This is a genomic window from Paenibacillus sp. BSR1-1 (assembly GCF_030403775.1).
Lineage (GTDB): Bacteria > Bacillota > Bacilli > Bacillales > Cytobacillaceae > Neobacillus.
This window is the reverse complement of the sequence record NZ_JAQMWQ010000004.1, coordinates 19,117-45,145: the sequence shown is the minus strand read 5'-3', so window position 1 is coordinate 45,145 and position 26,029 is coordinate 19,117. Positions and strand designations below refer to the sequence as shown.

Genomic DNA, 26,029 nt, shown 5'->3' with positions numbered 1-26,029 from the left:
ATATTGATTCTCCCTTCTCGTTAATATTCTTAAATCTGAATTCTTAGTTGACGATAAATTGAAAACTAGGTAATTGGAGGGGGTTTTTTTATGATAGTAAATTTCGGCAGGTTATTATTACAAACAGCAAAACAATTCTCCGATAAAAAGGCGCTTGTCAATATAGAAAAAAACAGAAGCTATACCTTCATGGAATTGCATTTATTGACCAATAAGATTTGTAATATGATGAAAGACCACTTTGGTTTAAAAGCCGGGGATGCTTATGGGAATTTATTGGAAAATGATAATAATAGCCTATTTAATTTCTGGATGTTGAAATCGATGCCTTCCGGTTTATGGTTTAATTATCGGGATTCCTTTGATGAGCATATGTATCAAATCGACTATGTAAATCCGAAACTATTATTCGTCGAGAAAGAGATTTTAGAGAAGGAAAATTACTACCATGCATTTAGAAAACGCGGAATTGAGATCGTTTGCATGGAAAAGCCTTCGCTAAACCTTGAAGGTGTTCATTACTTTTGGGAATTAGTTGAACAGGCGAGCGACGAAGAAATCGGGGTACAATACGATATTAATGAGCATATTGTTCTATATCGTTTTACTGGCGGAACAACCGGTAAGGGAAAATGTGTAGCCTATTCTTTACGGAATTTCATGGCTGGCGTGCAGCATATGCATGGTTTTGAAGAAAATTTATTTGACAGTAATATCAGACACTTGCATGTTACTCCTCTATCACATGCCAGTTCCCTATTCGTATTACCTATTCACTTTAAAGGTGGTACCCATTATACAATCAATGCTCCCAATCTTGAACACTTCAGTGAGGCCATTCAAAATTATCAAATCAATTCAACATTCGTCGTTCCAACCATCCTTTATAAATTAGTAGATCTTGGGCTTGAAGAAAAGTATGACCTCAGCAGTTTAAATACTGTCTTTTATGGTGCTTCTCCGATGAGCCCGGCAAAATTGGAAAATCTGCAAGATAAATTCGGCCATATCTTCGTTCAATCATACGGCGCAACGGAAGCCTGGCCAAATGTAGTTATGCTCGGAAAATCTGACCACGTCGTAAAAAATGAAGAAGATCGTAAAAGATTATCTTCAACTGGAAAGATATTACCAGGCGTCGAAATTAAAATAGTTGATGACCATGGCACGGAAGTAAAAACCGGTGAGCCAGGCGAAATATGGATTCGCGGCGGTTGTGTCGCTAAAGGGTATTATAAAAATGAAGAAGAGACGAATGCAAACTTTACCCACGATGGTTTTTGGAAATCAGGTGACATCGCGTATATGGATGAAAAGGGATATCTATTCCTTGTTGATAGAAAGAAGGACATGATTATTACTGGTGGCTTTAATGTCTATGCTATTGAGGTTGAAAACGCTTTAAATTCACATCCTGCGGTACAACAATCTGTAGTCGTCGGCATTCCTCATGAAAAATGGGGAGAATCAGTCCATGCTGAAGTTATTCTAAAGAATTCCATGCAAATCAGTGAGCAAGAATTAATTACCTTTACGAAAGATAAAATTGGAAAATATAAGGTTCCAAAGTCTATTCATTTTGTGAGCGAACTGCCTTTAAGCACCGTAGGGAAAATCTTAAGAAGAAAAGTAAAAGATAAATATTGGAAGGAAATAGGACGAAAGGTGAATTAAGTTTTGTTCAGCCTTGCATATTTTTTAGAATCTATTCAGTGATGAAACAATATCATTGCAGGATGTGAAATATATTGGGGGGATAAACAATGGTAAATATAAAGGGAGAATCCAAGAAGAGAAGGATAATAGAAAGAAATATATTGGAACAGATTCCTCAATCTGAACGAATTTTATTCAAGATTCTTGAACGTAAGGCTATTGATTCTCCGGATCAGGAATTGCTTCGTACGGTAGAAGGTAAGATATATACGTATGCTGATGTAAATAGTGCAGCCAATCAGCTTGCCAATGGGTTATGGTCGATTGGGGTTCGTCCGAATGAAACGGTATGCTGGATGCTTCCGACAAGTCCGGATAGTATTGCTTATTGGTTTGCCTTATCCAAGTGTGGGACAGTGGAAATTTGTATTAATGAAGCTTATAGAGGAGAGATACTTCAATACGTTTTAAATGATTCTAAAGCAAAAACACTTATCATTCATTCTAAATACTTTTCTCGACTGGAGGAGATTGCAAGCGATCTATCAAGTCTTGAACGGATTGTAATAGTAGATGAAGAATGTCAGGAAAAAGAGCGGTTAACAAACCGATTTAATTTTGATTTTTATTTTGATACTCAACTCCAAGACAAAGAATTTGTAAAAGTCTCTTATCAAGAACAGCATCCAGCCTTCAATGAAGTAAGTACTATGATTTATACTTCAGGGACAACTGGACCGTCTAAAGGTGTCATGATTAGTCACCATATGCTTTTCTTTTACGGTCTAACTTACGCTGAAAGCATTGGCTTAAAAAAGGAAGACATTATTTACCATTTTTTACCATTTTTCCATGTCTCTGGACGGCAACTCGTTGGAGGTGCCCTTATTTCAGAGGCGAAAATTGTGTTAAGAGAGAGATTCAGTGTGTCGAATTTTTGGAAGGATATTCGAAATAACAAATGTACTCAAACGGTAGCGGTAGGCGGGACTCCTTCGCTGATACTCGCCGAGAAAGAGTCCGAAGATGATGGGGATAATCCTTTGGAGGTTGTTTGGGCTGTTCCTGCTTTGCCAAATGTTTATGCCGCTTTCGAGAAACGGTTTAACACAAGAGTGACGGTCCCCTTTGGAGGAACCGAAATGACCTATATAACAAAACCCGATCTTAGGGACAATGCTGCATCAAGAGGTTCTTCGGGCTGTGCCAATGATTACTTTGAGCTTAAAATTGTAGATCATCATGATAATATTCTTCCTCGAGGGGAAACAGGTGAAATCGTCGTTAGGCCGAAGATTCCTGGAATAATCTTGAAAGGTTACTGGAATAAGCCTGAAAGTACACTGGACAGCTTAAGAAATGCATGGTACCACACGGGTGATTTGGGATATTTAGATGAGGAGGACTATCTGTTTTTCACGGATCGTAAAAAGGATTCCATCAGAAGGCGGGGCGAAAATATTTCATCAGCGGAAGTGGAAAACATCATTTCTAAGCATGAACAAGTCGTGCATTGTGCGGCCGTCCCTGTTGCAGCAGAACATGGGGAAGATGAAGTGAAGGTATGCCTCACCTTGAAATCTAAACAGCCTATCAATCTTGTTGAATTTATCCAATGGTGTTTTGAACGGATGCCATATTTTATGACACCTAGATTTATAGATATTCTGGATGAAATGCCTCTGACGGCTCTGGGGAAAATTGAAAAATATAAACTTGGTAATGTGACGAATAAAACCTGGGACATCCAAAAAGCCGGTTACAAAATAACTCGCGAAGGATTAGTGCCTATACAACAATAATATTCATCCGTCTATCATATACTCAAGGAAAACTTTTTTCATATAAATGTCAGATGAATGGATGCCAAAAGGAATAGAGTACATCCGTTTAGCTGCAATCGGTTGTACTCTGTTACGAGAATATGGTTCTCTAAGTAAACTATTTGAGAGGAGCCTTATTATTAATGGACATATATAATGTATTAAATCCATCACAAAACAGGGTTTGCCAGTTATTAGGAATTGAGACACCTATCATCCAAGGCGGATTGGCATATGTGGGGAATGGCTCTTTGGCGGCAGCGGTTTCAGAAGGCGGGGGCTTCGGACAAGTAGGTTCTGCAGGAAGAACTCTTGAAAATTTTGAAAGAGAAATCATAATCGCCAGAAGCAAAACAAAGAATCCATTTGGTGTGAATATCCCTATCAGTGCTCATACTGATTTTACCCCGTTCTTTGAAATCCTAAAAAGGCACCGGTCCGACATTAGAGCTGTAAGTTTTGGCGGAGGAAATCCTGCACCTTATATTAAGACAATAAAAGATATGGGATTCATTACTATGGTTGTGATATCTTCACCTAACCAGGCGTCTAAAGCAGAGCGTCTCGGTGCTGATATTATTATTTGTGAAGGGTATGAAGCAGGTGGACATAATGGGAAAGCGGAACTTACAACTTTTACACTTATTCCACAAGTTAGACGCGCGGTTTCAGTCCCTGTGGTTGCTGCTGGCGGAATTTCTGATGAAAAAGGTCTAATTGCTTCGATCATCCTCGGTGCGGACGGAGTACAAATGGGAACGCGTTTTGTAGCCACAACGGAGTGTGAAGCCCACAACCATTATAAAGAATTAATTGTTAATTCTGGGGAAGACTCGACAACAGTATTAATAAGAGATATAAAAGGCCCACTAAGAGTTTATAAAAACGATTATGCGGTAATGGTAAGAAACCTTGAAAAAAATAATGCAGATACAGAAGAAATCCTGCCCTTTATCAAGGGTGTAAAGAATAAAAATGCTGCAATAGATGGAGATTTTGAAAATGGATACGCAGCTCTTGGTCAAGTTTCCAGTTTAATAGATGGAATCATAAGTGCAACGGATGTTGTCCTAGAGATTGCGAATAAATCGAAAAAAATCTTAAGGCCGTTTCATGTAGGGTATGGCAGCTTACAAAATTGACATTTTGATTCGAAAATGAAAGAAGGGTATTACAGATGAAATTTGAAGAAATCCCACTTAATAGTACGATAATTACGGACGTATATCATGTTACAAAAGAGAAAATAAATTCTTTTGCATCCGAATTTGATCCACAGTATATGCACATTGACGAAGAAAAAGCAGGAAAAAGTATCTTTGGCGGAATTATATCATCAGGTCTTCATACCTTAAGTATTACGTGGAGATTATGGATTGAAAAGAATCTCATTGGTGATGATGTAATCGGTGGTGTTTCCATGAATAATGTAAAGTTCTTAAAGCCGGTTTTTCCAGGTGATCAATTAACTGTTCAAGCTAAAATCATTGAGAAAAAAGATCATCCCAAACAAATAGACAGAGGATTTTTTACAGTGTTATTACAAACATTTAACCAAAATAAGGATTTAATTTTAAAAGCAGAAATAACGGGACTAGTAAAGAAAACTACTAATTTATTACCCCACTAAACTGATGTAACGGATCAGATTACAGAGTGAGTGGTGTTTTTTTATTAATATAAGAATGGCAATAATGAACGGACCATATGTATATCCTTACTCATGCTTTTCTCTTATCGAACGTAAATGATTTGCCTGCCAAGAGGTGTAATAATGAATGATTATAGGACGAAGCCCATAGGAGATTTTATAACAAAATTAGCGGATGGGATATGGCAAATAGAGCTGCCTCATTTGAAAACACAATCAGCGAACGTATTTTTAATTGAAGATGAAAAAATTACTTTAATCGATAGTGGTCCTCCAGATCCCTTTTGCATGGATATCCTTTTGAAAGCTTTACGGAGAATTGGTTATCAATGGACCGATATAAATTTACTTCTCTTAACACACCCGCATATTGATCATCTTGGCGGAGTTGCCTTTTTACCCACTCTGCCAGAAATATACGCTTTCAAAGGTACCCAGACTGAAATGCGGACATATGACCACTATATGAAGCGATGGAGAGGGCTGTTAGACAAATTTGCCTCTGAATATCCAGAATTACAGGGAATCCTTTTAAGTAAACTAAGTATCGATTGGCTGCATTCTTTTTTTCCAGTAGGAGGCACGCTTGAAATTACTAAGGAGGTTATCGATGGTGAGACTATTTCTCTTGGGAAAAGAGAACTTCAAGTTATTTATACACCAGGACATAGCATGCACCACATGAGTTTACTATTAAAACAAGAGAAGCTCTTTTTTTCTGGTGATTTTATGTTACATCGCGGACCAGCTTTGGCTCATGTCATGGGCGATCAAGTAGAGGCCTTTATTCAAAGTATAAAGCGGGTAGAGGATTTAACTATTGAGAAAGTCTATCCATCTCACGGGTATCCATTTTCTTTTGAAAGTGGTTTAGGCAGGGTCTCATCGCTCATTTCAAGACAGGAAGAACGTTTATTAAACGCACTCTCAGATTCACCGAAAACAGCAATGGATTTATATATTTCCTATATTGGAAGTAAAAATGCATCGATTGAAAGGTTCGGACTAGATTTCGCAGGCGCAGATACGATCATAAAACATTTGTTAAATAAAGGAGATATAAAAAAAGAAGGCTTATACTTTTACCGAAACGGGTTTTACCACTAGGCGTTTTATGAATTACCGGTGTCATGTTCTTGATGCTGGTTTTATTTATTTAAAACAAACTAACAGGAAAGAATGAGACCTAAACATGATGTAAAAAAGAATAATATTATCACAAAAAACAAAAATAATTTTCAAAAATTTGAACAGAATGAACAAGGGTGAAAGCAAAGGAAGAAATAAAAATTTTTCTTTATACCAAACAATATGGGGCATTCAATTATTACCTAATAATCCAAATTTATTAATTATTGCGTCTATGTTGGATTTAGCATTGATTTCTCCGATTTTATTATTGTCATGGAAACGAAAATTTAACTCGAAAAACCTGATTTTAGGGATATCTGGCGGTCTTATATTTGTGACGTTCATTATCCCAATGGAATATTTATCTCCATTTAAAGCGCTAACATGGTTTGGTATTGCTGTTGAAGGTGGATTTTTCTTACTGGAAATTTTACTTCTATTTTCATTAGTTACATTTTTGCCCTCCATTGTGCGGTCGGTTAAGAAAAGTCCTCTGCCGGTTCTTTTTTCTTTTTCTAATGAGGTAGATAAGAAAATCAAATCATATCCCATTATTCGACTCATCTGTTCTGAAATTCTTATGTTTTACTATGCTTTGCAACCTGGAGAAAAAAACCGCACATGCTCTTGAGGTCAATCAAACGACGATTATAAGGAAGTTGAAAAAGTATAATATGAATGTTCAATCAGAGGAATAAAAAAACTTGAACTATTCAGAATATTCATGTAAGATAAAAATAAGCTTCATCCTATCCGCTAAAAACAGCTGAGGGCAGTGAAGCATAACCTTTTAAACATCTAAATATTTGACTGATCAGTTTCCACTCCCAACCGTAGCAGGTTGGTTACAATGGATCGTAAAGCCAGTCCATACCACATTCGTGTGTATTTGGGCTGGCTTTTTTATGTTTTTAAAAGGAAACGAGGAGGTGGCAGTATGGGAGGAGCGTTAAAAGGGGTTAGAGTATTAGATTTAACAAGGGTGCTAGCTGGACCTTATTGCACAATGATTTTGGCAGACCTTGGGGCAGATGTTATTAAAGTAGAAGGCCCGGGCGGCAGCGATGAAACGCGGAGCTGGGGGCCACCATTTCAAAATGGTGTAAGTGCCTATTATCTCTGTGCCAATCGAAATAAGCGAAGCCTCACTGTCAATCTGAAAACGGAAGAGGGAAGAGAAATTATTCGGACATTGGCAAAGGATGCTGATGTTCTAATCCACAATTTTAAAACAGGTTCTATGGAAAAATGGCTGATAGACTATGATTCGTTGCAAAAAATAAATCCACGGTTAGTGTATTGCTCCATTACTGGATTCGGGGAAACAGGGCCTTTCCGTCATTTACCCGGTTATGACTATATCATTCAGGGAATGAGCGGACTTATGAGTATAACCGGTAGTGAAGAGAGCGGGCCTATAAAAATTGGCGTCGCAATGGTCGATATTTTGACAGGTTTATATTCTGCCATTTCGATAGAAGCGGCACTATATGAAAGGGAAAAGTCCGGTCAAGGTCAAAAAATAGACATGGCACTTATGGATACTGCCGTCAGCTCGCTGGCAAATGTCGCCAGTAATTATCTGATTTCTGGAAAAGTGCCGCAAAGATTGGGAAATGACCACCCGAATATCGTTCCTTATTCGATTTTTAAAGCACTAGATGGTGAAATGATTATCGCCGTCGGAAATAACCGCCAGTTTACTACCTTATGTGAAGTGGTGGGAAAAAAAGAGCTAGCCGAGGATGAGAAATTTAGTACCAATGAAGCAAGAGTTAAAAATAGGGCTGAACTTACGAGAATATTAGAAAATTTGCTTCACGCTAAAACAGTAAATGAGTGGCTGGAGCAATTCTCGGAAAGGAACATCCCGTGCGGTCCCATTCATTCTATGAATCAAGTGTTCGAAAACCCACAGATACTCGCCCGGGAAATGGTTGTTGGCGTGGATCACCCAGAAGCAGGGACCGTAAACCTTGTCGGATCACCTATCAAACTATCTAGGACGAAGGTGAAAATTGAACGACACCCTCCTGTTGCGGGGGAACATAACAGTGAGATCCTTCAACAAGCCGGTTTTTCCGAAGAAGAAATATCCCGATTAAAAGACAACAAAATCATTTAAAACTAAAATTCCAGGAGGTATTAGGTCATGAATTTTGAATTCACAGAAGAACAAGAGATGTTAAGAAAAATGGTAAGAAGTTTTGTAGATAAGGAAATTATCCCAAATATGAAGGAATGGGATGAACAAGGGAAATTTGATCCTGTCATCTGGAAACGGTTAAGAGACTTAGATTTGATGGGGGTATGTATCCCTGAACAATATGGCGGCAGCGGGATGGATTATAATTCACTTGCGATTGTTTGTGAAGAGCTTGAAAGAGGCGACACCGCTTTTCGTACGGCAGTTTCCGTTCATATCGGTTTAAATAGCTTAACCCTATTGCAATGGGGTACAGAGGAACAAAAACAAAAATATCTTGTGCCGCAAGCTAGAGGTGAAAAAATCGGGGCCTTTGGTTTAACAGAACCGGGAGCTGGTTCAGACGTGGCATCTCTCGCGACCACGGCCAAAAGAGACGGTAATGATTACATTCTAAATGGTTCCAAAACATGGATCTCTTTATGTGACATTGCGGATCATTTCATCGTATTTGCTTATACGGATAAGGAGAAAAAACATCACGGCATTTCCGCTTTTATCGTGGAACGTACCATGCCCGGTTTTTCATCCAAAGCCATAAAAGGGAAGCTGGGAATCCGTTCTGGCAATACAGGTGAATTGTTCTTTGATCAGGTTAGGGTTCCAAAGGAAAATTTATTAGGGCAGGAGGGGGAAGGCTTTAAAATTGCAATGGCCGCACTAGATAATGGACGCTTCACTGTTGCTGCAGGGGCTGTTGGCCAGATTATGGCTTGCATTGAGGAAAGTGTTAACTACTGTCATGAACGAAAAACATTCGGGAAAGAAATTGGAAAACACCAGCTTGTTCAGCAAATGATTGCCAACATGGAGGCTGGATATCAAATGAGCCGACTTTTGGTTTATAGGGCAGGCGAGCTTAAAAACAAAGGGAAGCGGAATACGAGAGAAACCTCCCTTGCCAAATGGCAGGCATGTGATTTTGCCAATAAGGCGGCTGATGATGCCGTTCAAATTCATGGCGCGTATGGATTTTCAAGTGAATACCCCGTTGAACGTTTCCTTAGAAACTCAAAAGCACCTGTTATTTATGAAGGAACGAGGGAAATTCATACCATTATGCAGGCAGAATATGTTCTTGGCTACCGTGAAGACAAAGTATTAAACCATGCGCTGCCAGCCTGGCCATTTGAAACAGAAACGGTTAAAAACGGTTAAGGAAAAAGGGCTCCTTATCAAAACATTAAAAATGTAAGCTGAAATGAGTGCCAATTTGCATATGAAATTGACACTCTTTTTTTATTGGTGTAAAGCGATTTGTGCCGAAATTATTTTGAAAAATTTCTATAGGAAAATGCACCTCAATTTGATTTATGTGTTAAAATTTTCGAGGATGATAAATATATATAAAAGGACATGTTACCATGAATATTTATAAAAATATCATATCTTATTTGCTTATGCTTCCTGCTATCTTAATAGGAACTTTTGCAATGGTTTCAAATGGTGTAGCTTCAAGCATTTGGATTCAAAACATAATCATCTGGATATTGGGAACAGTTTTGGGTTCTCTTTATTTAGTTCGCAATAAGGAAAAAAATATAAGTAAAGGAAATTTGCTTCCTACCGTCGTTATAATAGCTTTATTAGTTTTTTCATTTTTATTTAGTGGTTTAGAGGGTGTTCATCGATGGATAACTTTTGGACCAATTAATATATATATAGCAAGTATTATATTGCCCTTATTAATTATTCAGTTATGGAAATTAGCATTAAACAATGGTGAACGGTATGTAATAGGACTTTTCTTTATAACATTATTAATATTATTATTTCAACCAGATGCAGGTCAATTAACCGCATTTGCATGTGCAACAGCTGTTATTTTGTGGAAAAAGATAAGTAATTGGAAGATAAAGTTTTTAAGTTTTATTCTTACTGCGGCCATCGTTATTATATCTTGGGGTTTTCTCGATGATTTAGCACCAGTTCCTTATGTAGAAGATATCATCTTTTTAGTTGAAGCCCTTGGAAATGTCTGGTTCGTTTTAGGTATTTTGTCTTTGATATTATTCTTAAGTCCGTTCTTTTTTTTCGGTAAAAATAATATCATTTCTTTTTCTTTAGGGGTTTATTTCTTAATGACGATGATTGTAACTATATTTGGTAATTTCCCGTTGCCAATCATGGGATATGGGATATCACCTGTTATTGGTTACTTTATTGCTATTAGTTGGCTTAGGAAGAATAAATAGAAAATTGATTAGAAAGTTATTAAGACAGTGAGTTTAAAGAAAATAATAGATTATTAAATTCCTATTTGGTGAATCTGTTGGCTGTATAACAAGCAGAAATAAAACTGTTACAAAGAGGTGAATGAAGATATTGAAAACTTATCGATTACCCATTTTCATTTTACTTATGGGCCTTATATACATATTTGGCATTCCCAGCAAACCGGAAGCAATCAAAATGCTATTTAAATTAATCCCAATGTGGCTAATTCTTTTCTATGCTTATAAACAAATAGCTGATAAAAAATCACGCCCTCATTGGATTATATGGTGCGGATTATTTATCTGTATGCTAGGTGATGGGCTAATAAGATGGTTCGTTATCGGCTTAGCAGCATTCCTTATCGGGCATCTGTTTTATACAGCAGGGTTTTCCCGTTATTGGCGTTTTACAAAGCTTTCACTTCTTATGATTATACCTATTGGATTATATGGCTTTGTTATGGGGTATCACATAATCACTTCATTGCTTCAGAATCATAATGATGCTTTAGTAGTTCCCGTACTTATGTATATAGTGATTATATCTCTGATGTGTTGGACTGGATTTTTGTCCCAAAATATATGGGCAATATTAGGAAGTATTTTATTCGTCCTCTCAGACTCAATTCTGTCATGGAATTTGTTTGTTTCAAAGATTCCCTATTCTGATATCCTAATTATGACAACCTATTATGCAGCACAATTTTTAATTGCGCACAGCTTGCGCTTATTTCCTACTTTTAGCAAAAGTTCTTCGGGTGAAAAATAGGCGAGATCTATTGTCTCGCCTTTAATGTTTTCTATAGAAATTATGGGTCAGTAGCCTCGGCAATCTATCATGAACTCTTGCATCAAAGTAATCCTTTTTGTATTATTTTTCTTATTCGACTAACAAGGCAAGTTTGTTAAAACAAGAAAGAAGACCAAAAAGCTAAGCTAACCGTTACTATTCTTGTAACGTTATATTTTTTATGTAAGAGATTCATATTGCTTAAAAAGGTCTTTTAATGCAGCAATCAAGGCACTATTTGCTTTTCCTAAATAGCCCTTTTTTAACTGATCAAGAGGGTTCTCGATTCCATTGCGTAAGCTATGACCCCTTAGGAGCCTGGAGACATAATCCCTGCCATGTTCTGTAGCGAGTGTACAGGAAGCATCTATAATTACTCCATAATGTTTATCAATTTCCGCAGTAATAGTTAATGTTTCGTAAACATTTTTGGCAGCCATACCCGTGGGCAGCTTCGCATGACCGGCAATAAATATTGTATTCATTTCATCCTACTCCTAAAAACTACTTTTATTTTTTGATGTCTCGGCTAACACCTTACATATTTACGTTTGAATCCCAATTTCCCTCTATCTATTTCTTTTTGAATATTTTCGGAAGCAAGCAGGATACTGTTCTTTTTCTTGTCCCGTTTGATTTCGACTGGGCCAACAGCCTTTGCGGTTTTAACCGCTTTCTCATGAAGCGGCAAATAGGATACCCCGACGGTGTAAATAAAATTATTCATTGCAGACTTTGTTCGATCGGGAGCATCGTGAATCGTCTTTTCAACCTGATCGAGCATACTGGCAAGCTTGCTTGGGTTAAATTCACTGTCTTTGCGATTACCCAAAAGCCAGCAGTAACAGCTCCATCCTGCCGACATTTTCAATTCTTCACCGCTGGCAATCCATTTATCAGCCACGTCCTGGGCAATGTCGGTTTCAGACAACGTTACTGCCACGACATAATCGGAAATCATATAAAAATAAGCCGCTTCGATCCAACGGTCAAAATCCGCCTCCGTCATTGACTTCGGGTCCGCAATGACTCCGGCAAAATACATGGCATCGTAATTTCCGGTGGCATAAAGCTCCTCAGCCAAAGGCTGATTTTTCTTGAGTTGCTTTGCTAGCGGTTTCATGGCGCCTGTAGCCACTCCAAAAAGCGGTTCGTGTGCACCATTACTTATGTACATTTTTTTCAGTCGTTCCTTACCGAGTACTTCTAGTTCCTGCATAACCGATTCGAAATCCATCGTTTTGCACTTCCTTTATTAATAATCATATCTTCATAATTTCTTGAAATTCATTCCGTAATCCTGCCAGTTTAAAAAAAGTTGTGCCATAAACAGTATTCAGAACGTACATTCGTAATATATCATTTATTGCACATGTAAGGAAGAAAAATTAGAATGGCAGGTCAATAAACATAGAGGGAATATTTACAATGAATCAAGCATAGAGGATGAATTAGTATCCTCCAATTTTAAGGGGTGTAACAATACCACCAACCATTTTTCGGACTTGAACTATAAAGAATTCCAAGAAAACTGCCAGATTGTTTTCCCTTGCAGTTTTTTATTGTTGTTAAATTAATTTTATTAAAAAGGGAAAAACATTTGGATAAAAATGTTAAAATAATTGATTAAGGACATATAAATTAGAAAGGAAGGTAGTATGAATAAAATTCTCTTGAAGTACATGTCAGATTTAACTTCACTTAGTGAAGAAGATCAGCAGGCAATCACTGAATGTTTACGAATTGATGAATATAAAAAAGGTAAATACCTTCTTAGACAAGGAGAACATTCCGCCATTAAATGTTATTTCATATTAATGGGGTGTGTCAGGCAGTTTTTTGTAAATGAATCTGGTAAAGAGGTCACATCAAATTTTTATACTGAAGAACAAGCAATTCCAATTATCAACGAACAGAAACAAAATGATTTATCAAAGTATTCATTAGTGTGTGTCGAAGACTGCATATTGGTTGTTGGCGACGTTGATACTGAAAAAACGATGTTTAACAAATACCCACAGCTGGAATCCATGATACGCAAAATGATGGAGATAAACCTTGGTGAAATCCAAGAACAATTCGGAGAATTTATCAATTCTTCTCCTGAAGAACGCTACGAATCGATCTTAAGGAACCGCCCTCACTTAGTTGACCGTGTACCACAGCATCAATTGGCTAGTTATCTTGGGATCACCCCTGAATCATTAAGTAGAATAAAAAAACGAATTAAAAAAAATATTTTTTAACAAAGATGTCATCCACATTTCGCAATCCTGCCTCCCAACCACCACAAAAAAACTCCAAAGTCTCTAGAAAATTAACTTAAGTCAATGAAAGGTTTTAATCCTCTTGTTACTATTAATCAAAATATAACGAGGAGGGAGTTTTTATGAAAGCGATAGTTTGTGATAAATATGGTTCACCCGATGTACTTGAATTAAAAGAGGTAAAAAAACCCTTACCTGCCGAGAATCAAGTATTGGTAAGAGTGCATTCAGCATCCTTGAACTTTGGTAACCTGGTCCTTTTGAAAGGCAAACCTTTCTTGGCCCGCTTCGCCTTCGGACTAACGAAACCAAAATACTCTATACCAGGAGGTGACATAGCTGGCATAGTTGAAGCTGTTGGTAAAGACGTTAAGCAATTTCAAGTAGGTGATGAAGTATTTGGCGATCTTTCTGGATGTGGCTGGGGTGGTTTTGCTGAATATGTAACTGTCCCCGAATCTGCTTTAGCCATAAAGCCAGCCAATATCTCATTCGAGGAAGCTGCTGCAACACCTATGGCAGGTGTGACCGCCTTACAGGGACTACGTGATAAAGGTAAAATTAGATCGGGACAGAAGGTATTGATCTATGGAGCATCTGGTGGTGTCGGTACTTTCGCGGTCCAAATTGCCAAATCATATGGGGCTGAGGTAACAGGTGTATGTAGTACAAGGAATGTAGAGATATTGCATTCGATAGGAGCCGACCATATCATTGATTATACAAAAGAGGAATTCACCCCAGAAGAGAAGTGTTACGATTTGATCCTTGGTGTGAATGGTTCTAATTCCATTTCAGCTTATAATCGTGCACTAAAACCAAATGGGAATTTTGTTCACGTAGGAGGTTCTGAATCCCAATTTTTTCAAACATTATTTCTTGGACCTTTTATTTCAATGACTGGAAGCAAGAAAATAAGTAACCTGTTACAGAGAGCAAACCCAAAAGACTTAAATTATGTAAAAGAATTACTTGAGACTGGTAAAGTAAAACCAATAATTGATAAACGGTATAAGTTAAATGAAATAACTGAAGCATATAAATATTTTCAAGAAGGTCACGCTCAAGGTAAAGTGGTAATTACTGTTTAATTGAAAACTGACATTATAACCCCCTTTACTTTTTGTAAAATAAACTCTCATTATAGGTATAATTTTGATTTACCAATAAAGAAAAAGCAATGCGATTTTGTACTGCACCCCAAAAGTTAGAGTGAAATTTAACTTTTGGGGTGTATTTTTATGGCTAAATATAGTGAACAATTTAAATTAAAACTTGTAAAAGATTATCAAGAGGGAAAATTGAGTCATAAACATTTGGCAGAGAAACATGGAATGAAAGATAGTACCCCGATTTTTAGATGGGTTAAAACCTACGAGAAAAATTTGGAGTCTTTACCTAAAGTACACAACAGTCATTAAGAACGTAGAGAAGGGAAGGTCAATAATCATACAGGGAATATTTAAAATGAAACAAGCATAGAGATATTTGGTAGTCTTCATTTTAGAAAGTTTTGGAAAAATTACCAGGACAAAAGGAGTTTTGATCATCTAGGCAGAATAATATTGATAGCGCTTACAATTGATAACTCCAATGAACCATTTTATTTTAAGGGAGTGATTTGAGAATGGCATTAAATCAACAAAACGTTCAAGTGTTGGATGCTGTTGTAGTTGGGGCTGGTTTTTCTGGATTGTATATGCTGCATAAACTGCGGGAGGCCGGTTATTCGGTTCGCGTTTATGAAGCAGGGGAAGATGTCGGAGGCACTTGGTATTGGAACCGATACCCTGGTGCGCGTTGTGACATTGAAAGTATCTACTATAATTATACTTTTTCAGAAGAGATTTTGAAGGAATGGACATGGTCGTCCAGATACGCTGAGCAGCCGGAAATATTAAGCTACATAAATTTTGTGGCAGATAAACTGGATCTAAAACGGGACATTCAATTCCAAACAAGGATTACCTCTGCCCGTTACAATGAACAAAACCGTAACTGGGAGATTCGCATGGAAGATGGCAACAGAGTCATCGCTGAATACTTTATCACCGCTTTAGGCTGCCTCTCTTCATCCAATATACCTAAGATAAAGGGATTAGATTCTTTCAAAGGCGAAATGTACCATACGGGAAGATGGCCGCATGAAAAAGTCGACTTTAATGGCAAGCGTGTAGGAGTGATTGGAACAGGCTCAAGCGGAATTCAAGCGATCCCAGCGATTGCCAAAGAAGCTGGCCACCTCACCGTCTTTCAGCGGACCCCACAGTACAGTTGTCCTGCGCAAAATCATTCGCTTGACTCAGAAACAATCGAACAAACACGTAAAAACTATGGAGAACTGAAAAAGCTCATGCGTTACTCCATGCATGGTGTCCCGTCCGGACCACGGATGCGATCCGCGCTGGAGGATTCTCCAGAGGAAAGGGAGCGCCTATATGAAAAGGCCTGGCAGGAGGGTGGATTATTTTCTCTGACTTACAACTACAATGACATCGGTATACTGCCTGAAGCGAATGAAACCGCCGCATCCTTTATCCGCACCAAGATCAAGCAAATTGTTAAAGACCCCGAAGCAGCTCAAAAGCTATTGCCAACCTATTACTACGCTACCAAACGACCAATCATTGATACCAACTATTTTGAAACCTATAACCGAGAAAATGTATCACTTGTTGATATTAAAGCTGCGCCTATTATGGAAATTACCCCGAATGGAATTAAGACGACAGATGCGGAGTACGATCTGGATGCTCTTGTGTTTGCAACCGGCTTCGATGCCATGACAGGTCCATTGTTTAACATAGATATTCGCGGAAAGAATGATCTTTCGCTAAAAGAGAAGTGGGCAGACGGTGCCGAGTTGAAGACATACCTGGGACTCGGAACCTCAGGATTCCCGAACATGTTTATGCTGACAGGTCCGCAGAGCCCATCGGTCCTAAGCAACATGATGGTTTCCATTGAGCAGCATGTGGACTGGGTTGCGGATTGTATTGATTATCTTCGTAAACACCAATTGGAAGCCTTTGAGGCAACAGAAGAGGCGGAAGAATTTTGGAGCCAGCAATGCCGGGCCATTGCCGACATGTCGCTGTTAACCAAAACGGATTCATGGTATATGGGTGCCAATATTGAAGGCAAGCCGCGAGGATTCCTTGCCTTTGCCGGCGGGGTCGGATTGTATCGTATCATTTGTGCTGATGTAGCGGCTAGGGGCTATGAAGGGTTTACTTCCGTTTTGTCTTCCGAAGGTACGGATGAAAGCTTTGTGAAGGAAGGATTTTTTAGGTCGAATATTGATCCGCAAGCGTGGTTTATTTTAAAACAATTAGAATCTGCAGGGGCGCCGCCATTAGAGTTGCTGACACCAGATCAAGCGAGGCTGGGTGCTGATTTCCGCCTTTTAGCAGGAGTTCCGGAACAGGTAGCGAAGGTGGAAAACAGGACTATTCCGGTGCCGGGAGGAGAAATTCCTGTCCGGATCTACACGCCTTCTGGTGAAGGGCCATTCCCAGCATTGGTTTACTATCATGGCGGAGGCTGGGTGATCGGCAATTTGGACACCGTTGATGTACCTTGCCGTATGTTAGCCAACAGGGCTGGCTGTGTAGTGGTATCTGTAGATTACCGCTTGGCTCCGGAGCATAAATTCCCGACTGCTGCTGAAGATTCATATGCTGTAGTTAAGTGGGTAGCGGAACAAGCTGCATCCATCCAGGTAGATCCTGAACGGATTGCCGTCGGTGGTGACAGTGCAGGCGGAAACCTTGCAGCTGTTGTGGCCTTGATGGCTCGTGATCAAGGTGGACCATCTATTGCGTATCAAATGCTCATTTATCCGGTAACCAATCATTCATATGAAACGGAATCCTATCGTGAAAATGCAAATGGTTACTTTTTAACAAAGAATACGATGGTATGGTTCTGGAATCATTATCTGCGTGATGAGCAGGATGGTAAAAATCCGTATGCTTCGCCATTATTGGCTGAAGACTTAAGCGGACTTCCGCCAGCGCTCGTGATCACCGCCGGGTTTGATCCTTTGCGGGATGAAGGAGAGGCCTATGCCGAACGTTTAAAAGCAACGGGAGTACCCGTTGAAGCGACCCGCTATGACGGCATGATCCACGGATTCTTCTGGATGCCAGGGGTGTTAGAGCAGGGGAGTGCGGCCATTAAACAGGCAGCAAATGCTCTTAACCAAGCTTTTCATGTTGTAAAAACGATTTGATAGATTGTAAGTTAAATAAAATGATTTAACCCCTTGAGTTAGCAAGGGGTTTTTTCACTCTTCTCAGTTATCTACTTTTGTTAACATCCCACTTAAAATCGTCCGAATGAACTTTTGACTTTCTTCTACAAGATCGAATTCCTCGCCGAATAATGCCCAATCGTATAGGGTGCCTCTCATACAGCGTGTGATCAGCATCGTAATTTCCTGGGAAGATAAATATTTCTTAAACTCCCCATTGTCTTGACCTTCGTAAACAAATGAGTGAACAATTTTAAAAAGAGTCCGATCAGTATTAGAAAGAAATTTAGGCTGATTGGGAATTAAAGCACTCATATAAACGGTACGTATTAAATCGATTCCTAGGCAGTCTTTTAAATAAATCATTTGGGATTTAGTTAAAAGAAGAATTTTTTCATAGGAACTCATTTCCTTTGGGAGTGTTTCTGTGAAATTTTCATAAAACTCGTCGATTTCTTTGAATTTTTCAAGAAAGATTTCATATTTCGAATTAAAGTGTACATAAAATGCACCTTTGGAGGTGTTACTAACCTGTACAATTTCATCCACTGTGACATGATCGAATCCTTTTTTGCTAAAGAGATCCAAAGCTGCCGCCACGATCCGCTGCTTAGTTTGCAGCGCTTTTTGTTGTCTTAGAGAAAGTGACATTCGAGCTCTCCTTTTTAATTAAACAATGTAAGGGCTTACTTATTATTAAAAAATGAAAACCAATAAAATTCAATACCATTAGGTAAAAAAGTTCAGAAATAAAGATTCATAACATCAGTTTAATATATCTAATTTTATTATAATTTTGAATATTTAAAAAATGTATTGACGCTACTAAATCGGTTATATAAAATAAATTACAGACTATAGTCTGTGAAATTCATTTTTTAGGTAAAATGTAACCGCTTCATACGTGATTAAGAGACGAAAATTTAGAAACGAGAAGGGGGAAAAGTCCATGGATATTGTCGGCAGCAGGACGTTACGAGATTTATTAATAGAAAAAGTAGAAATGAATCGTGATAAAACGTTTCTTCTGTTTGAGGATCAAAAACAAAAAAAGTTCGAGCTAACCTACGGTGAATTTGCTGAACAAGTGAATCGTCTAAGTAATGTGTTTCTTCAATTGGGTGTAGTGAAAGGCCAACATGTTACCTTGCATCTGCCTAACTGCCTCGAGTTTATGACTTCCTGGTTTGCACTTGCCAATATTGGAGCAATCATGGTTCCGACAAATATTTTGTCCTCTGGAGATGAAATGGAATATATCCTGAACCATTCAGAGTCTGTTCTTCTTATTACAGAAGAAGAGTATTTGGACAAGTTTATCAGTAATCGAAAAAATCTACCGTATCTAAAAGAGATTTTATTAGCGCGCTACGAAAAAGAAGAACGTGACAAGCAAAATTTAAACCGCTTGATTGCCAATGCCAGCTCAGAGACTCCTACTATTCCTCTAGATTCAGAAAATGTTACGGCAATGCTTTATACTTCTGGTACAACTTCAAAGCCAAAGGGCGTCCAAATAACTCATGCAAATTATATTTATACTGGTGAGCTAATGTCGAAATCCATTCGATTGACTCCAGATGACCGGCAATTCATCGTTCTGCCATTGTTCCATGGAAATGCACAGTATTATTCTACGATGTCAGCCCTTGTGGTCGGAGCAAGTATTGCCATTACCGAAAAATTTAGTGCATCAAGGTATTTTAAACAGGCTATAGGTTTCGGAGCAACGGTTGGCTCCCTGTTTGCTGCTCCAATCCGAATGATTCTTGCAAAAGAATTTGACCCTGCAGATCGTCAAAACTCTTTAAGGACTATTTGGTTTGCTCAATCTGTTACGGAAGAGCAAGTAAAGAGGTTTGAAGAAAATTATCAAGTCAAATTATTGCAGATGTATGGAATGACAGAGACTGTAGGTGTCCCTTTGATGAACCCAATCGATGGAGCACGTAAAAACATGAGCATTGGCAAACCAACCATTGGATATGAAGTAAAAATCGTCGATGATGACGGTTATGAAGTTCAAAATGGGGAAACGGGACAAATCACCGTAAAAGGAGTTCCAGGACGTACCTTGATGAAAGGGTATTTTAAAAACCCGAATGCAACGGCAGAGACCTTAAAGGACGGGTGGCTGTACACCGGTGATAATGCAAGAGTAGGAGATGACGGTTACTTTTATTTTGTGGACCGTATTAAGGATATGATTAAGCGTGCCGGAGAAAATGTTGCGGCTAACGAGGTTGAAAGTGTTCTTGCTGATCATCCGGAAGTATACGAAGCAGCTGTCATTGGTATCCCTGATGAGATGCGTGATGAAGCCATTATCGCCTATGTGATTTTAAGAGAGAACTCTTCCATTTCAAAAGAAGAAATGATTCTTTATTGCCGTGAAAGATTAGCCAAATTCAAAGTACCTGATACGATTGAATTCATTGATGAGTTTCCTCGCACCTCAGTCGGTAAAATTCAAAAGCACATTATAAGAAAAAGACACCTTGAGGCAGCTCAAACTTCCAAATAGCCATAATTATATCTATTACAGCTATTATTCCTATTTATCTATTGAAAACATTGAATCTTATTCAAAGCAGTTATTGCTGAAAGGGGTAGCTTTATGAACAAAGCTCGTGTTCTATTTGCAAGCGTTTCTGGTTCAGTCATTGAATGGTATGATTTTTATTTGTATGGTACTGCTACAGGATTAGTATTTTCCAAACTCTTTTTTCCAAATGCAGATCCTGCCATCGCACTTCTTTTAGCTTTTGCGACATTCGGAGTGGGTTATGCAGCGAGGCCAATCGGCAGTCTGATTTTTGGCCATTATGGCGACCGTTTAGGAAGAAAAGCCAGTCTCATGTTAACACTGCTAGGAATGGGAGGCAGCTCCTTGCTTATTGGTCTCGTCCCGACCTATGAACAGGTTGGTCTCCTAGCCCCTATTATTTTGGTTCTCCTTCGTCTGATCCAGGGAATTGCCCTTGGCGGGGAATGGGGAGGAGCCGTGTTGTTGGCCACCGAATATGCCCCAAAAGGACTTCGCGGACTGTATGGCTCCATTCCTCAACTCGGTGTCCCATTAGGGTTAGTGCTTGGGACGTTTAGTTTTACCTTTATTAGTTCCTTAACGACAGATGCTCAATTTTTGGCATGGGGCTGGAGGGTTCCGTTCCTTTTTAGTGCAGTACTCATTGTTTTAGCGCTTTGGATTCGAAACGGTATTGAAGAGACGCCTGCCTTTAAGAAGCAAAAAGAAAGTGGAGAACTAGCAAAAGTTCCAGTGGTCGAAACCTTTCGCAACAATGCGAAAAGCGTCTTTCACTTAATTGGTTTGAAGCTTGGTGACGGAATGTTCAATGTCTTTTCTATGTCTTTTATTCTTGTCTACGCCACTACTCATTTAGGTTACTCTAGAGAAGTTGCCCTAACCGGTGTCACAATCGGCTGTGCCACCATGATAATTACCATCCCGTTAATTGGTTATCTTTCCGATTTTATTGGCAGGAAGATTATATATATCAGTTCATTAGTTTTGTTCCTGGTACTTGCGATTCCATACTTTAGCAATATTTCAAAGGGACCTGTTTCTTTCTATTTTATGCAGGTTATTCTCCTGGGAATTGTCTGGGCGGCGATCTTTTCTACACAGGGAACCATCTTTTCAGAACTGTTTCCTGCGAAAGTCCGCTATACGGGGTTATCCTTCGGTTACCAGGTTTCCGCCGCCCTTGCCGGATTTGGACCAATGCTTTGGACACCAATGCTAGAAAAGTTTGGACCTTCACCAATGGCCTTTGGGGGATTGATGATGGCAGGGTTTGCTTTTTCTCTTATCCTATCTTTCTTTGTGCCTGATACGAGAAAGATTTCGAAGTATGAGGATAGCAATGTAAAACCAATTAATAATAAGAAAATATCAATCTAATAAGTTAGGTTAGAGAAAATTCCATCAGTGTTTATCCGCTGATGGAATTTTAATAAACAAATAAAGGGGACAATTCCCTGAGGGAGAGTACCAAATGAATAAAGTCGCAGTATCTGGATTGGGGATTACCCCATTCGGAAAACATGAAAACACCTCATTAAAAACCTTACTCCTGGACGCTTGTCTGGATGCATTGAGAGAGGCGAACTTTCCTAAAATAGATGCAGTTTATATTGGAAATTTCATGTCCGGTTCTTTAAGCAATCAAGAAATTTTAGGGGCTATCACAGTGAATGATTTAGGATTAGGGCCTATCCCGGCTGTAAAAGTAGAAGGTGCATGTGCATCAGGTGGCATTGCTTTTCGACAGGCATTCTTAATGATTCAAAGTGGTGAATATGAGAATGTTTTAATAGCTGGTGTGGAGAAAATGAAACATGCCACAACAGAGGAATCGACAAGGGCGATAAATGCAGCAATGGATAATGACTCGAATGAAAAACATGCCGGATTGACCTTTCCGGGATTTTTTGGCATGCTGGCCAATCGATATTTTTATGAAACGGGTGCATCTAAGAAGCACTTAGCAATGGTTGCTTTGAAAAATCGAGAGTACGCCATGAACAATCCTATTGCACAATTTAAAAAAACGACGAGTTTGGAAGAAATTATGAATGCCAGGATTATTACTGATCCTCTAGGCCTGTTTGATTGCTCCCCCACAACAGATGGTGCTGTTGCTATTGTCCTTTCAAAAGGAGAAAAAGGGGTAATAGTCCGCGCATCCGCACAGGCTTCTGGTAGTACCCAGTTGCAGGAGGCAGAGGATATATTAAGTTTTCCGGCGATAAAAGAGTCAGCGAATCGTGCCTATCACATCGCAGGACTTGGTCCTGAGGATATTGATGTAGTAGAGTTGCACGACTGTTTCTCGATGACTGAAATAATAGCCATTGAAGAACTGGGCTTATTTAAAAAAGGTTCTGGCTGGCAAGCGGTAGAGCAGGGACTAACAAAGCACGGAGGAAAAGTACCTGTGAATACAAGCGGTGGTCTGCTGTCTAAAGGGCATCCGATAGGGGCGACCGGTCTTGCTCAAATCTATCAAATTGTTTCCCAGCTTCGCGGTACAAGCTGCAATCAGGTAGAAGGGGCAAACATTGGATTGGCTCAGAACCTAGGTGGTACGGGGGCCTATTCCACCGTCCATATATTCGAAGGGGTGAACTAGACATGGAAATGATTCAAGTATATGAATGTACCCAGTGCGAAAAAAAGTTTGTCCAACGTAAATGGATTTGTCCAAACTGTAAAAATAACGAATTACTTCAAAAGAATATTAGTGGTGAAGGAAAGGTTTTTTCACATACTACGATCCATGTTTCTTCAAAAGAGTTTTCTCATCTCACCCCTTATTCAGTCGCTTTAATCGAATTATCAGAAGGACTTCGAGTGACTGGCCGAGTAACAGATCAAGTTGTGATCGATGATAAAGTAAAATGCATTTCATATTTTGACAATACATTTGTATTTGAAAAATTTGTTTAACTTTAATTGCAATTGGTTTGATCATATGTTTTTAAGGATACTGTTATTTACAGTATCCTTTTTATTTTAAATTTGGGATCATTTGAATCAATTTAAATAGTACCAAATGTTCCAAAATTTAAGTATATTTGTAGTATAATAGTTCTGGGTTTTTTTATCTATTTTCCAGAGGTGGCTTTGTTTTGTTAATGTCCTATGAAGTTCAAAATGAAACAGTTTTAAATGTAAATTTAAATAAAAGTAAAACCGTATTTATCATTCCGTTCACGTTAAAAGAAGATTATAAACTTCTTCATGAAACGCTTATCAATAGTGACTGGGATGTTCCTAAAAAGGTTGCAAGGAAAAATATCTTAGATCATGTTAAAAATCTCATTCAGTTTGATGATGCTAGTTTCGGAAACGGTACAATTGGAAGAGAATACATTCTAAAAGATGAATCAAGAGAAAAATATAATCTTCCTCAAAATGCATCTCACAAGTTCTATTTGTTAACGAAAAAAGGTGAATACATATTCAAGGTTCCGAAGGTTTCCTTATTTCTGTTTGAAACGAAAGTCGGCTTTTTGACATTTGAAGTCACGCACACAAATAATAATTTGGATCAAATTATCAGCACCAATTATTATATTAAACACCTGCACCACCTTTATAAATCGCAATTATTGGATCAAAAGGAATATTACATAACCAGAAAAAGTGCTGAGATTTCCTCTGAAAATCCGGAAGATTCTCAACGTACCATGTCCAGTATCGCCATGAATCTATTGGAACCGATTAAGGTAGACCGCTATTTTTCTTCTGAAAAAAATGAGCCAGAAGGTGCCATCGTTTACAATTCTATCATGCTTGAAAAAACGTTTGAAAAAGTGGAAGATAAGGAAAAGTTATTAGGAGAGTATTTATTTAAGTTAAGAAGATCCTTTAAGGAATCTTATAAACCCGCTTCTAAAGAGCTAATGCTTAATGATAACCCACAAATCATCCAGTTGTTTGACAACAGTTATTGGGGCGTTTCTTTGGAAGGATTGACGAATGTTGTCCATTTGACAAAGGATGATGTGACGAATGAATTTTTTAATGGAAATTATCAGTCCAACCTGGAACAATCTTACTTTTATATTTATATCATTGCCTTGCATCAACGTTATGCTCTTTTGGCATTAAATTCAAGAGCGCAAGATATGCCGCAATCTGAACAATTGAGTACAACGGAATGTGAAAAAATTCAAAAGCTGCGTAAAGAAATCAATTATTTTATCCTTAGGAGCTTTTTTAAGCATGTATCCAGCATCACGCATCAGCAGGCTTTATATGAACGAATCGAAAAATGTCTGCAGATAGAGGAGTTGAAGCAGGACCTCCATCTGGAGTTGGATGCTTTATCCTCCGTTGCTGAGCTGCAGCAAGAGCTGCAGAGACAGAAGGATAAGGATGAACAGGAACGAAAAGCAAATTTGGAAGTCCTGCGTAAGGAAAAACATGCGGATACTTTTTTACTCTGGTCGACTGTTTTTGTTGTTTTTTCCGCCATTACTGGAACCTGGTCTGTACTTGCTGATTTGTTTATCAAATCAAATGTACCGTATTTTCATTACTCAGCCAACAAAGCTATGCTGTACATCTCGATTGGTTTAATTCTTTTAGGAATTGGAGCTTTTGTAAGTGTGAAAAAGAAGTGGAAGACTATAGAAAGTTCTAATAATGAAATGTAATATATTGATATTTTGAATGAGGAGATTACAAGGTTTATGAGCTTGATTAAACAAGAACATCATTTATCAGAGCGTTTTGAGGTTGCCTTTAACCAAATTCACGAATCATTAAAATCGATCGTAAAATTGAATGATGATCGGTTTAAGGTACTGCTTGATATGGGTGCGAGAAAACATCAAATAATAAACAAATATTACGACGATCTTAAACAATATGCTAAACTTAGAAACTCACTTGTTCATGATAAGAAAGAACTCGGTTTTTATATTGCTGAACCCCACGACGATGTAGTAAAACATATTGAATGGATTTCAACCATTTTTAACAAACCGAATTACGCCCTTTCTATTGCAACAAAAGAAGTTATTTTCTGTGATTTTGAAGATAGTATTTTATTTATTCTGCAGGCCATAAAAGAGCACGGATATTCTCAATATCCTGTTTATCAAGATAACAGATGTGTTGGTTTATTGAAAACAGGAGATATTGTCAATTGGATGGCTGGTAATATCATTAATACAGTAGTGGATTTAACGGATATTAAGGTTGGGGACATATTAAGAGATGTCAAAAACCATCCCATCGAGTTCGTCCCAAAATCAATAGACATTTTTTCGATTGAGGATATCTACGAAAGAAAGCATAAGGAAAAAGTGGAATTAGAAGTGGTTATCATCACTGAAAATGGAAAATCAGATGAAAAACCTCTTGGTATGGTTACTGCTTGGGATTTAATCGAGATTGATTATACGGTTGATAATTAAAATTAAGGTTTATCACGGAAGCTTTAAAGCCGTTTCCAGTCGGAAACGGCTTTTTAGTTCACCTTATCTATCTCAATAAAT

At 38.3% G+C, this 26,029-nt stretch carries 23 protein-coding genes; 19 read left to right on the top strand and 4 right to left on the bottom strand.

What is annotated here, in order from left to right; genetic code table 11:
* The first annotated feature begins 90 nt into the window (after positions 1 to 90).
* The 5 genes from PH210_RS08155 (at position 91) to PH210_RS08135 (ending at position 6,237) form a co-directional block, all read left to right on the top strand.
* The gene (locus PH210_RS08155) at positions 91 to 1,674 is read left to right on the top strand and encodes a class I adenylate-forming enzyme family protein (protein WP_289984515.1); all 1,584 of its coding nucleotides are present in this window, start codon (positions 91 to 93) and stop codon (positions 1,672 to 1,674) included.
* A gap of 89 nt (positions 1,675 to 1,763) precedes the next feature.
* Positions 1,764 to 3,458, top strand: coding sequence for an AMP-binding protein (locus PH210_RS08150; RefSeq protein WP_289984514.1), 1,695 nt, complete (start codon positions 1,764 to 1,766; stop codon positions 3,456 to 3,458).
* 164 nt (positions 3,459 to 3,622) lie between these two features.
* Positions 3,623 to 4,621 (top strand): NAD(P)H-dependent flavin oxidoreductase, encoded by a 999-nt coding sequence (locus PH210_RS08145; protein WP_289984513.1) that lies wholly within the window; start codon positions 3,623 to 3,625, stop codon positions 4,619 to 4,621.
* 35 nt (positions 4,622 to 4,656) lie between these two features.
* Positions 4,657 to 5,109, top strand: coding sequence for a MaoC/PaaZ C-terminal domain-containing protein (locus PH210_RS08140; RefSeq protein ID WP_289984511.1), 453 nt, complete (start codon positions 4,657 to 4,659; stop codon positions 5,107 to 5,109).
* Positions 5,110 to 5,253: 144 nt separating this feature from the next.
* Complete coding sequence (locus PH210_RS08135; protein WP_289984510.1) at positions 5,254 to 6,237, top strand: MBL fold metallo-hydrolase; 984 nt, start codon at positions 5,254 to 5,256, stop codon at positions 6,235 to 6,237.
* A 213-nt stretch (positions 6,238 to 6,450) separates the two neighbouring features.
* On the opposite strand, the gene PH210_RS08130 is transcribed toward PH210_RS08135, so the two are convergent.
* Positions 6,451 to 6,813, bottom strand: a complete 363-nt coding sequence (locus tag PH210_RS08130; RefSeq protein WP_289984508.1) for a hypothetical protein — start codon at positions 6,811 to 6,813, stop codon at positions 6,451 to 6,453.
* Between the two features lie 385 nt (positions 6,814 to 7,198).
* Here PH210_RS08130 and PH210_RS08125 point away from each other — a divergent pair, with 385 nt between their 5' ends.
* The 4 genes from PH210_RS08125 (at position 7,199) to PH210_RS08110 (ending at position 11,452) form a co-directional block, all read left to right on the top strand.
* Positions 7,199 to 8,386 carry a CaiB/BaiF CoA transferase family protein gene (locus PH210_RS08125; RefSeq protein WP_289984506.1) on the top strand — a complete coding sequence of 396 codons (1,188 nt, stop codon included), beginning with the start codon at positions 7,199 to 7,201 and terminating at the stop codon, positions 8,384 to 8,386.
* A 27-nt stretch (positions 8,387 to 8,413) separates the two neighbouring features.
* A complete protein-coding gene (locus tag PH210_RS08120; protein WP_289984505.1) occupies positions 8,414 to 9,625 on the top strand; it encodes an acyl-CoA dehydrogenase family protein in 1,212 nt (403 codons plus the stop codon).
* Between the two features lie 206 nt (positions 9,626 to 9,831).
* Positions 9,832 to 10,662 carry a hypothetical protein gene (locus PH210_RS08115; protein WP_289984503.1) on the top strand — a complete coding sequence of 277 codons (831 nt, stop codon included), beginning with the start codon at positions 9,832 to 9,834 and terminating at the stop codon, positions 10,660 to 10,662.
* A gap of 121 nt (positions 10,663 to 10,783) precedes the next feature.
* Positions 10,784 to 11,452: a lysoplasmalogenase gene (locus PH210_RS08110; protein WP_354669969.1), complete on the top strand. Its 669-nt coding sequence runs from the start codon at positions 10,784 to 10,786 to the stop codon at positions 11,450 to 11,452.
* A gap of 200 nt (positions 11,453 to 11,652) precedes the next feature.
* On the opposite strand, the gene PH210_RS08105 is transcribed toward PH210_RS08110, so the two are convergent.
* Together PH210_RS08105 and PH210_RS08100 are read right to left on the bottom strand one after the other, a co-directional pair.
* Positions 11,653 to 11,958 carry a DUF3870 domain-containing protein gene (locus tag PH210_RS08105; protein ID WP_289984499.1) on the bottom strand — a complete coding sequence of 102 codons (306 nt, stop codon included), beginning with the start codon at positions 11,956 to 11,958 and terminating at the stop codon, positions 11,653 to 11,655.
* A 44-nt stretch (positions 11,959 to 12,002) separates the two neighbouring features.
* A complete protein-coding gene (locus PH210_RS08100; RefSeq protein ID WP_289984498.1) occupies positions 12,003 to 12,710 on the bottom strand; it encodes a DNA alkylation repair protein in 708 nt (235 codons plus the stop codon).
* Positions 12,711 to 13,131: 421 nt separating this feature from the next.
* Between PH210_RS08100 and PH210_RS08095 the strand changes: the two genes are divergently transcribed.
* From PH210_RS08095 to lipP1, 4 genes are all read left to right on the top strand, one after another.
* Positions 13,132 to 13,719: a Crp/Fnr family transcriptional regulator gene (locus tag PH210_RS08095; protein ID WP_289984496.1), complete on the top strand. Its 588-nt coding sequence runs from the start codon at positions 13,132 to 13,134 to the stop codon at positions 13,717 to 13,719.
* Positions 13,720 to 13,862: 143 nt separating this feature from the next.
* The gene (locus tag PH210_RS08090) at positions 13,863 to 14,831 is read left to right on the top strand and encodes an NAD(P)-dependent alcohol dehydrogenase (RefSeq protein WP_289984495.1); all 969 of its coding nucleotides are present in this window, start codon (positions 13,863 to 13,865) and stop codon (positions 14,829 to 14,831) included.
* A 150-nt stretch (positions 14,832 to 14,981) separates the two neighbouring features.
* Positions 14,982 to 15,161, top strand: coding sequence for a transposase (locus PH210_RS08085; RefSeq protein ID WP_289984493.1), 180 nt, complete (start codon positions 14,982 to 14,984; stop codon positions 15,159 to 15,161).
* 206 nt (positions 15,162 to 15,367) lie between these two features.
* On the top strand, positions 15,368 to 17,974 hold the full coding sequence (lipP1, locus tag PH210_RS08080) for a LipP1 family hormone-sensitive lipase (RefSeq protein WP_289984492.1): 2,607 nt from the start codon (positions 15,368 to 15,370) through the stop codon (positions 17,972 to 17,974).
* A gap of 63 nt (positions 17,975 to 18,037) precedes the next feature.
* Here the strand turns inward: lipP1 and PH210_RS08075 are convergent, their stop codons facing one another.
* The gene (locus PH210_RS08075; protein ID WP_289984490.1) at positions 18,038 to 18,646 is read right to left on the bottom strand and encodes a TetR/AcrR family transcriptional regulator; all 609 of its coding nucleotides are present in this window, start codon (positions 18,644 to 18,646) and stop codon (positions 18,038 to 18,040) included.
* A 298-nt stretch (positions 18,647 to 18,944) separates the two neighbouring features.
* Between PH210_RS08075 and PH210_RS08070 the strand changes: the two genes are divergently transcribed.
* The 6 genes from PH210_RS08070 to PH210_RS08045 all read left to right on the top strand — a co-directional run bounded on the left by PH210_RS08070 (position 18,945) and on the right by PH210_RS08045 (position 25,948).
* On the top strand, positions 18,945 to 20,519 hold the full coding sequence (locus PH210_RS08070) for an AMP-binding protein (RefSeq protein ID WP_289984487.1): 1,575 nt from the start codon (positions 18,945 to 18,947) through the stop codon (positions 20,517 to 20,519).
* 93 nt (positions 20,520 to 20,612) lie between these two features.
* Positions 20,613 to 21,920: an MFS transporter gene (locus PH210_RS08065; protein WP_289984485.1), complete on the top strand. Its 1,308-nt coding sequence runs from the start codon at positions 20,613 to 20,615 to the stop codon at positions 21,918 to 21,920.
* A 94-nt stretch (positions 21,921 to 22,014) separates the two neighbouring features.
* Complete coding sequence (locus tag PH210_RS08060; RefSeq protein ID WP_289984483.1) at positions 22,015 to 23,151, top strand: thiolase C-terminal domain-containing protein; 1,137 nt, start codon at positions 22,015 to 22,017, stop codon at positions 23,149 to 23,151.
* A 2-nt stretch (positions 23,152 to 23,153) separates the two neighbouring features.
* Positions 23,154 to 23,468, top strand: a complete 315-nt coding sequence (locus PH210_RS08055; RefSeq protein WP_289984481.1) for a Zn-ribbon domain-containing OB-fold protein — start codon at positions 23,154 to 23,156, stop codon at positions 23,466 to 23,468.
* Between the two features lie 188 nt (positions 23,469 to 23,656).
* Positions 23,657 to 25,183, top strand: a complete 1,527-nt coding sequence (locus tag PH210_RS08050) for a hypothetical protein (RefSeq protein WP_289984480.1) — start codon at positions 23,657 to 23,659, stop codon at positions 25,181 to 25,183.
* 36 nt (positions 25,184 to 25,219) lie between these two features.
* Positions 25,220 to 25,948: a CBS domain-containing protein gene (locus PH210_RS08045; protein WP_289984478.1), complete on the top strand. Its 729-nt coding sequence runs from the start codon at positions 25,220 to 25,222 to the stop codon at positions 25,946 to 25,948.
* The last annotated feature ends 81 nt before the right edge of the window (positions 25,949 to 26,029 follow it).

Excerpts from the sequence above, each read along its gene's own strand:
- PH210_RS08155 (WP_289984515.1), top strand. The coding sequence starts at position 91 with ATGATAGTAAATTTCGGCAGGTTATTATTACAAACAGCAAAACAATTC.
- PH210_RS08150 (WP_289984514.1), top strand. The coding sequence starts at position 1,764 with ATGGTAAATATAAAGGGAGAATCCAAGAAGAGAAGGATAATAGAAAGA.
- PH210_RS08145 (WP_289984513.1), top strand. The coding sequence starts at position 3,623 with ATGGACATATATAATGTATTAAATCCATCACAAAACAGGGTTTGCCAG.
- PH210_RS08140 (WP_289984511.1), top strand. The coding sequence starts at position 4,657 with ATGAAATTTGAAGAAATCCCACTTAATAGTACGATAATTACGGACGTA.
- PH210_RS08135 (WP_289984510.1), top strand. The coding sequence starts at position 5,254 with ATGAATGATTATAGGACGAAGCCCATAGGAGATTTTATAACAAAATTA.
- PH210_RS08130 (WP_289984508.1), bottom strand. The coding sequence starts at position 6,813 with ATGGGATATGATTTGATTTTCTTATCTACCTCATTAGAAAAAGAAAAA.
- PH210_RS08125 (WP_289984506.1), top strand. The coding sequence starts at position 7,199 with ATGGGAGGAGCGTTAAAAGGGGTTAGAGTATTAGATTTAACAAGGGTG.
- PH210_RS08120 (WP_289984505.1), top strand. The coding sequence starts at position 8,414 with ATGAATTTTGAATTCACAGAAGAACAAGAGATGTTAAGAAAAATGGTA.
- PH210_RS08115 (WP_289984503.1), top strand. The coding sequence starts at position 9,832 with ATGAATATTTATAAAAATATCATATCTTATTTGCTTATGCTTCCTGCT.
- PH210_RS08110 (WP_354669969.1), top strand. The coding sequence starts at position 10,784 with ATGAAGATATTGAAAACTTATCGATTACCCATTTTCATTTTACTTATG.
- PH210_RS08105 (WP_289984499.1), bottom strand. The coding sequence starts at position 11,958 with ATGAATACAATATTTATTGCCGGTCATGCGAAGCTGCCCACGGGTATG.
- PH210_RS08100 (WP_289984498.1), bottom strand. The coding sequence starts at position 12,710 with ATGGATTTCGAATCGGTTATGCAGGAACTAGAAGTACTCGGTAAGGAA.
- PH210_RS08095 (WP_289984496.1), top strand. The coding sequence starts at position 13,132 with ATGAATAAAATTCTCTTGAAGTACATGTCAGATTTAACTTCACTTAGT.
- PH210_RS08090 (WP_289984495.1), top strand. The coding sequence starts at position 13,863 with ATGAAAGCGATAGTTTGTGATAAATATGGTTCACCCGATGTACTTGAA.
- PH210_RS08085 (WP_289984493.1), top strand. The coding sequence starts at position 14,982 with ATGGCTAAATATAGTGAACAATTTAAATTAAAACTTGTAAAAGATTAT.
- lipP1 (WP_289984492.1), top strand. The coding sequence starts at position 15,368 with ATGGCATTAAATCAACAAAACGTTCAAGTGTTGGATGCTGTTGTAGTT.
- PH210_RS08075 (WP_289984490.1), bottom strand. The coding sequence starts at position 18,646 with ATGTCACTTTCTCTAAGACAACAAAAAGCGCTGCAAACTAAGCAGCGG.
- PH210_RS08070 (WP_289984487.1), top strand. The coding sequence starts at position 18,945 with ATGGATATTGTCGGCAGCAGGACGTTACGAGATTTATTAATAGAAAAA.
- PH210_RS08065 (WP_289984485.1), top strand. The coding sequence starts at position 20,613 with ATGAACAAAGCTCGTGTTCTATTTGCAAGCGTTTCTGGTTCAGTCATT.
- PH210_RS08060 (WP_289984483.1), top strand. The coding sequence starts at position 22,015 with ATGAATAAAGTCGCAGTATCTGGATTGGGGATTACCCCATTCGGAAAA.
- PH210_RS08055 (WP_289984481.1), top strand. The coding sequence starts at position 23,154 with ATGGAAATGATTCAAGTATATGAATGTACCCAGTGCGAAAAAAAGTTT.
- PH210_RS08050 (WP_289984480.1), top strand. The coding sequence starts at position 23,657 with ATGTCCTATGAAGTTCAAAATGAAACAGTTTTAAATGTAAATTTAAAT.
- PH210_RS08045 (WP_289984478.1), top strand. The coding sequence starts at position 25,220 with ATGAGCTTGATTAAACAAGAACATCATTTATCAGAGCGTTTTGAGGTT.